Annotated in this window: 6 protein-coding genes; 4 read left to right on the top strand and 2 right to left on the bottom strand. The window is 39.8% G+C overall.

The genetic code is table 11. The features are described from left to right. On the bottom strand, positions 1-424 hold a 424-nt coding region (locus ENH88_RS06595), incomplete at its 3' end, for a substrate-binding periplasmic protein (RefSeq protein WP_304180939.1). A gap of 153 nt (positions 425-577) precedes the next feature. Here ENH88_RS06595 and ENH88_RS06590 point away from each other — a divergent pair. The 4 genes from ENH88_RS06590 (at position 578) to ENH88_RS06575 (ending at position 6,557) form a co-directional block, all read left to right on the top strand. Beyond that, the gene (locus ENH88_RS06590) at positions 578-1,855 is read left to right on the top strand and encodes a UPF0149 family protein (protein ID WP_304180936.1); all 1,278 of its coding nucleotides are present in this window, start codon (positions 578-580) and stop codon (positions 1,853-1,855) included. A gap of 196 nt (positions 1,856-2,051) precedes the next feature. Further along, a complete protein-coding gene (locus ENH88_RS06585) occupies positions 2,052-2,654 on the top strand; it encodes a class I SAM-dependent methyltransferase (RefSeq protein ID WP_182748204.1) in 603 nt (200 codons plus the stop codon). Next, the gene (locus ENH88_RS06580; RefSeq protein ID WP_304180931.1) at positions 2,655-5,609 is read left to right on the top strand and encodes a DEAD/DEAH box helicase family protein; all 2,955 of its coding nucleotides are present in this window, start codon (positions 2,655-2,657) and stop codon (positions 5,607-5,609) included. Positions 5,610-6,077: 468 nt separating this feature from the next. Further along, entirely contained in the window at positions 6,078-6,557 is a 480-nt protein-coding gene (locus tag ENH88_RS06575) for a hypothetical protein (RefSeq protein WP_182695264.1), read from the top strand. 108 nt (positions 6,558-6,665) lie between these two features. Here the strand turns inward: ENH88_RS06575 and ENH88_RS06570 are convergent. Beyond that, positions 6,666-7,846 (bottom strand): IS3 family transposase gene (locus tag ENH88_RS06570; protein ID WP_304180944.1). Its coding sequence is split into 2 segments (ribosomal slippage): positions 6,666-7,588 and positions 7,588-7,846, totalling 1,182 coding nucleotides; the frame shifts between segments, so codons are not numbered across the junction. Positions 7,847-7,888 lie beyond the last annotated feature (42 nt).

The raw sequence follows: 7,888 nt of genomic DNA, 5'->3' as shown, positions 1-7,888 counted from the left end.
CAAAGTTAGCGCCCACGGTAAGGCCTTGTTTAAAAATATCTTCGAGGTTTTTAACGTTATGCTGATTGTTGGTATTTTCGTACAAACGCATAACTTCAGTTCGGTAGGTATCACTAAAGTGCACATATTTAGCGCGTTTATCGGTATAACTTGCTGCCCATCCTAAATCAATACGGCCGTATTTAAGCTCAATAAAAGCCCGCTTAGAATTTGGCAGTAACTTAACTTCAAAACAAAAAGGGGAGTCAGCAAATATAATGTTGAGAGCATCAACCTCCGAGCCTTGCAGCTTACCGTTAATACCCATTACATAAGGCGGCCAAAAAGCATCGTGCGATGCCACGCTAAAGGTTCTCTCACAAGCAAATACATTAAACGGAGTCGTAAACAGCAAACATAAAAATACGGTAATTAATTTATTCATTGCGCCTCATAGTTATTATTTTTGCTTATTATTACAACAGTATAAACCAGCTTTTGTATTTTAGCGGCGCGGGATTGTTTAAATATGTAAATAGTTGGTTAAAACTCATTTAAGGATAAAACAACCAAACTAGCGTTGTTGGTAACTTTATCTATGGGTACACTAACAATAAATTTATACATAGCAGAGCACATTATGTCGCCAACTAAAATTCGCAACAATGTTATAAAGCTCAGTGAATTAAGCACTAAACAACCAAACTACTATTTTATACAAGGTTATTTAATGGGGTTAGGTGCATTACCTCAACTGCTTCCCCCGAGTGAGTGGCAACCTGATTTATTTGGAGATATTAACCTTCAAAAAGAGAGCGAGCTAAAATACCTCGAAAGCTTAATGGCTCTGTATAACCAAAGCATGGATAAAGTAATTCAAAACGAATTAAAAATGCCAGCAAAATGCAGCCTATCCAAGCAAGACTATAGGGATTCACTAAAGCCGAACATGCCCCTACCAAGTTACTGTAAAGGGGTTTTACAGGCGCTTAAAAATATAGATAAACGTATGCTTGATGCAGGGCAAAAACAGTCTCTTAATAACCTAAGCAGCGTTTTAAAAGCATTTTCTAGTGAAAAAGCCGCCGCAAAAGAGTTTGGTGAATTTGCCCAATACAACGCCCAAGAATACAAACGTAATTATGTGTATTTTATGGCCGACGCTATTTTTGAACTTCGATTTAGTAACGATCTAACTTTAAGTGATGACGATGAAGCCGAATTTAACAGCACCTTTTTAGACGAAGAACCAAATGAATTTGATGAACTACTTGAGCTAGTACTTGCCAATACAGAGCTAAAAGCACTTGAGCCAATACAGATGTTGCTAGACATAATGGAAAGTGGGCTCATAACAAAGCAATTTATTAAAGACAACACTGGGCACTTTTGGGGCTTGCACGAAACCCGACCTTATATGATGCTTCGCGCGCATCGAGCAAAAATACACGCACTGCATGGTTATACCCAAAAAGCGCAATCAGAACTCGAAGAGCTATTAAAGCTAAACCCAAACGACAATCAAGCAAACCGCTTTTTATTAATGAACTGCCTAATCATTGAAAAACAATGGGACAAGTTAGATGCTCTATTGGCCGACTTTGATTTTCAAGAACTACACGCAACCGCTAGTCGGGCGCTCAGTGCTTTTGTAATGCATGGTGATTCAAAACCCGCTAACGAATACAAAAAAATGCTCCAGCAGCAAAATAAACACTTTACCAAAATTCTTACAGGCCAAGAAAAACTAAAAGAACAACAGCCACCATATTTCAGCCCAGGCAGTAAAGAAGAGGTAGCTGTTTACCTTGATTCGTTAGGTAAACAAGCGTGGATTTCGGTGCCTGCGAGTCTTTTTTGGCTAAGAAAAAAGTAACAAAAAACGTTTAGCGTGATTTATATCGCGCTCAGTGCTCAACATCAGTGCTTAATAACAATGGCGTATTAATTTAAAAATTTCTACTTATTAAGCCTATATTTAATGCGCCTGTTCCTGTAGATTAAACAAATAATGAATGCAGTATTAACAGTGCCTTAGCTGTTAAACGATTAGCCAAGGAGCGGTGAGTCTCGTGTCAAACACCACACTTACTTATTACAACCAAAATGCCAAAGCTTTTAGCGACTCCACACTTAACGTTGATATGTCGGCGCTTTATGCTGAGTTTTTACCGCACGTTGCACAATATGGGCGTATTTTAGATGCCGGTTGTGGCAGTGCGCGCGATGCCACTTTTTTTAAAGCGCAGGGTTTTACTGTAAGTGCGTTTGATGCAAGCCCAGAGCTGGCAGAGTTGGCAAGCAGTTACTTACAACAACCTGTAGCGGTTAAAACATTCCAAGAGCTAAATTGTGTAAATCAATACGACGGTATTTGGTGCTGCGCTAGTTTATTACACGTTCCAAAAGCTGAGTTACCGCAGGTGTTTTTAAATCTACAAAATGCGCTTAAACCGAATGGCGTTTTGTATGTATCGTTTAAATATGGCGATACAGAGCGTGTGCATAACGGTCGTGAATTTACCGATTTAAACGAGCAATTATTAAGTGATTTAATCAATCAGCACACGCAATTGAGCATAATGAAGCATTGGCAAAGTGTTGATCAGCGCCCAGGGCGCGAAAGCGAAGTATGGTTAAATGCCTTGTTAACGCATAGCAAAGCGAAATTATAAGTGAATAGTTTTAGCGAACATCAGCACCTACAAAGTAATAACCAACAGCTTATTACGGGTGATAATGACCCGTTATTACCTAACCTTGTGCATGCCATAAACAATGCCACTGAGATTGAAATTACAGTTTCATTTATTCAGCCAAGTGGCTTAGCACTGTTGTTCGACCCACTAAGCGAAGCGTTACAAAGCGGCGCAACACTCAAACTACTTACCTCAGACTACCTTGATATTACTCACCCTAATGCGTTGAGAGAACTTATGGCATTAGTAGATCGTGGAGCCGATGTGCGTATTTACCAAACGCACAGTAATCAAAGTTTTCATATGAAGTCGTATATTTTTATAAAAACAAACGACCAAAAAGAGATTACTGATGGCTGTGCCTTTATTGGCTCAAGTAATATTAGTGCCAGCGCATTGACCAAAGGGCACGAGTGGAATTTTAGACATGATTATACACAGCCAAAAACAAGCCAAGCAGCAAAGCAGTTTTTAAGTATTCGCACAGCTTTTGAAAATATTTTTAATCACGAATTTGTTACCCATTTAAGCCATGAATGGATTAATAGCTACATTGCTAGGCGTAAAGTACAGCCGTTTGTAGCGGTAAACCATACCGATACAGCTGAGCAAGTTATTGAAAAAAATGAAGCTAAAACACCAAGGCCAGCTCAAGTTGAAGCGCTAAATGCCCTAGCGCAAACCCGTACTGAGGGTTTCAAACGTGGCTTAGTGGTATTGGCAACAGGCATGGGTAAAACATGGTTAAGTGCATTTGATGTAAAACAATTCAAAGCAAAACGTGTTTTATTTGTAGCGCATCGAGAAGAAATACTTTTGCAAGCACAGCGAACATTTTCTGAATTACTTACTCTATCTACTGGGTTTTATAACGGTAAACAGCGAGAAAAAAACGCTGAGTGTTTATTTGCCTCTATTCAAACCATTGGCCGAAGTAACCATTTAAAGCAGTTTGCACCAACAGCATTTGATTACATTATTGTTGACGAATTTCATCATGCAAGTGCGCGCGTATATCGCCAGCTTTTAAACTACTTTGAACCCCAATTTTTACTTGGTTTAACAGCTACGCCAGAACGTACCGACCAAGCTGATATTTTAGGGCTATGCGACAACAACTTAGTGTTTGAACGAAATTTAACACAGGGGATAGTTCAAAAAACGTTAGTGCCATTTCATTACTACGGGATTTGGGATGAAAACGTAAACTATCAAGCTATTCCGTGGCGTAATGGTCGATTTGACCCAACAGCACTAGAAAACAAATTTGCGACACATAAACGTGCCGAACATGCGCTTGCACAATGGCAGCAATATAAACAGCAACGTACGCTAGGCTTTTGTATCTCTATAAAACACGCTGATTATATGGCTGCTGCATTTAATAAAGCGGGTGTAAAAGCGCTATCAGTGCATAGCCTATCAAAAGTACGACGTAATGAGGCGCTTAAACAATTAGAACAGCGCCAAGTTGAAGTATTATTTACCGTTGACCTATTTAACGAAGGCACTGATTTACCAAGCATCGATACCATATTAATGCTACGCCCAAGCGACTCTAAAATACTCTTTTTACAGCAATTAGGACGGGGTTTACGCACCCTCGAAGGTAAAACACATTTAGTGGTGCTCGACTTTATTGGTAACCACCACAGCTTTTTAAATAAACCTTATGCGTTACTACATGAAAGTACACCTAGTCGTGTATTGAAAAAGCTTAAAAAGCCCAACCTTGCTGATGGCTGCTTTATAAATATTGATTTAAAAGTTATCGATTTTTGGCAACAGCTAGCCAAAATACAACGTACTACGGCGCTAGAAGATATAACGCAGCTAGCTGAGCAACTTGGGCATTTACCCACATTAAGCGAGTTTTACTACCACTATGGCGATATAAAAAAAGTAAACAGTAATTACACTAGCTGGTTTGAGCTAATTGCTAAAACACAAAATATTGATGATGAAGCACAACAAGGCGCTGAACAATTAGCGCCGTTCTACGACTTTTTTCATAAAGGCATACAAACAACCAGTATGAACAAATGCTTCAAAGCAGTAATGATCGAGGCGTTTGTAAAGTTAAATGGATTTATAACCCCGCCAACGGTTTCACAACTTGCACAAGTAAGTGCCAATGTACTGGCTCGTTATCCACTATTAAAACAAAATGATTTACAGCCAGCAGAACTTAATGCTGCCGCAGACTCAAATGTATGGGAAAGTTATTGGCGCAGAAACCCAATACATTTTTATTCTCAAAATAAGGAAAATAGTGAGCAGTGGTTTAGCTTAGAAAAAGACACGCTAAAAGTAACTTTTAATGTACCAGAAGATAAAGTTGAATTATTAAATAACGCCGTTTTAGAGCTTGTTGAATATAAATTAGCGCAATACAGCCAGCGTCCAAAAGTAAAACAAAAACAAGAAACTGATAATGTAGCTCAACAAGCTGATAATGTGACTCAGCTAGAGTTTAAAGATCTTGCCGATACAAAAAAAGAGCAAGATAACGCATTAAAACTGCCGTACTTCCCCAATATTAAAATTGCCTGCGGACATTTTAAAACTGGGGATGAAAGCGATATGGAATTGATGGACGCGCCACTTGGCGCGGGCAAGCTCGACCCGCAAGTGCATTTTTTAGCACGTGCATCGGGCAACTCAATGAATGGTGGTAAGCACCCAATACTCGGTGGTGATTTACTGCTACTTGAACTTATAACACCTGATAAAGCGGGTTCGCTACGCGACCAAATAGTTGTTATAGAACGAGACGAAATAGGCGGAGATGGTCAGTATTTACTCCGTAAAGTTAATAAATTACCAAACGGGCAATACGAGCTAATAGCCCAAAACCCCGATTACGAGGTAATGATTGCAGATGAAAGCATGCGAACGTTCGCACGGTTTAAACAAGTGGTTGCAGAGTAGTCGCGTTTTAACTTGTGGGCGCATAGCTTGCTCACGTTTTGTAGACGCGCAGCATGCTGGCGTGCAAAGCGAAGCTTTGAATGTGTTAATGGAATTATACAGCGCTTATAAATGATGCTTTTGTGTGTGAACTTTAAGGGATTTAAAAACCTTTATTCGAGGTTTTATCGCGTTGGCGATGGCAACCAAAGGGCGGCTGCCGCCGACCGCCCTTTGGAATCCCACGGCGCACCCGAGGATCACACTGTATCTTCAACTTACGTTAGTGATGTGAACGTAACCAGCGTAGATCGGCCATCCATGGCCGAGCTACGCTTTGTACAGCATCCATGCTGTAAATTACTCATCATTAACTCAGTTTCGAGTGTGATCACGGGGAATTGGAGTTTTTTGGTAGATTGGTGTTTATGAATACTGGTAAGCGTTTTATTCATGCTTTTAGTTACATGAGACATATAAAGAAAAATTATGTACGAAAATCGTTTTACTAAATGGATGCGCTGGGCCGATCGAGATTCAGCAGAAGGTATTAAATACCTAGGCGTATATATCTGCGCAATTGCAGATGAAGATTTATCAGCTACTGATTTTTCATGGACTAAAAATATTGTTTATGTAGGTATGACTAACTCACTAAAGGGTCTCAAAGGAAGGTTAAAACAATTCGATAACACCATAATAGGTAAAAAGGGGCACGGTGGCGCCGATCGAGTGAGATATAAGCATCCAAACTATGAAAAATTAGTTTCAAACTTATATGTCGCAGTTGCACCTTTTAAGTGTGATGTTAAAGCAAGCACAGTAAAAGACCTTCGAGTAATGGGTGAAGTTGCTAAATTTGAGTATGACTGCTTTGCACATTTCAAAGAACTTTTTGGTCAGCTACCAGAGTTTAATGACCAAAAAAGATCACCAAAATATAGTTTAACAATAGCGCGTAAAGGATAGGTTTTGAAGGAGTGGTACTAACCTGGGAGTTTAAAAGTTCGGTATAGACTCCAGCGCGCTTAGCAACTGAGGTTGATGTCAGTAGTAATTTTTAAGGGAGTGTAGTGGTCAATAAAATTTGGCCACAGTTTTAGAATCTTGATATCTAACCTCAGATTCATTTGGCGCTAAACCGGCATTATAATGATGCGGCCTAACGTTGTTGTAATATCCGTTGATATAATCACTAACGCTATATTTAGCATCTATAAAATTTCCATATCCAACCTTTGGCATCCATTCCGTTTTAAAGCTTCTAAAAAACCGCTCCATTGGTGCATTATCCCAACAGTTTCCACGCCTACTCATACTTTGTTTGATTTTATAGCGCCATAAACGTTGACGATATTTTAAACTGGTATAGTGACTACCCTGGTCTGAATGAAACATCAGTCCTGTCGGTTTTCCTCTGCTTTCATACGCGAGTTCAAGCGCTTTTAGCGTTAAATTAGTATCTGGCGACAACGACATGGCCCAGCCAACTACTTTACGTGCAAATAAATCAATAATAACGGCTAAATAAGCCCAGCGATTACCTACCCAAATATACGTCACATCACCGCACCACACGGTATCTGGCTCAACAACATCAAATTGTCTATCAAGCAGATTTGGAATTTCAAGGTGCTCATTACCGCCGCGTTTATATGAATGTTGAGGTACTTGGCAGCTTTCAAGCTTTAATTTAACCATTAGCTTAGCAGCACGATAACGACTCAATTCAAAATCATTGTTCGTTGCTATTGCCGCGATTGTCCGCGACCCAGCTGAGCCGCCGCTCATTGCATGTATTGCTCTAACTTCAGCCTCTAGCCTTATTTGTTCTGGTGTCGGCGTTGTATCCCTTATAGCCCAATATTTATAGCTGCTACGATGCACATTGAATACGTTACACAGCACGCTAATTGGGTAACGCTCTCGTTGATTTAGTTTCTCGATTAACGAGAATTGTTCAGGGAGTCGGACATCAAGAGAGCGGTAGCCTTTTTTAATATATCCTTTTCTAATTCGATGCGTTGGATTTGCTTTTTAAGTTCGCGGATTTCAATTTGTTCGGGCGTCATTGGCGAAGCCGATGGTGGCTGGCCATTACGCTCTTGCTTTAATTGAGTAACCCACTTACTAACGGTTGATTTACCCACACCCATCGCTTTGGCTGCTTCTTCTTGAGTATAACTTTGGTCAACTACAAGCTGAGCTGTTTCTAATTTGATTGCTGCAGAATACGTTGCACGTTTTAATTTCGTCATTTTTTCACCCAAATTTGTATGCTTATCAGCATAACATTTCTT

Origin of the sequence: Pseudoalteromonas prydzensis, assembly GCF_011050055.1 — a bacterium.
GTDB classification, from domain to species: domain Bacteria; phylum Pseudomonadota; class Gammaproteobacteria; order Enterobacterales; family Alteromonadaceae; genus Pseudoalteromonas; species Pseudoalteromonas prydzensis_A.
The sequence above is the reverse complement of the archived record's forward strand: the minus strand, read 5'-3'. Positions and strand labels throughout refer to the sequence as shown.

What these genes read in the sequence shown, in the direction of transcription:
- ENH88_RS06590 (WP_304180936.1), top strand. Translation starts at nt 578, where the DNA reads ATGGGTACACTAACAATAAATTTATACATAGCAGAGCACATTATGTCG.
- ENH88_RS06575 (WP_182695264.1), top strand. Translation starts at nt 6,078, where the DNA reads ATGTACGAAAATCGTTTTACTAAATGGATGCGCTGGGCCGATCGAGAT.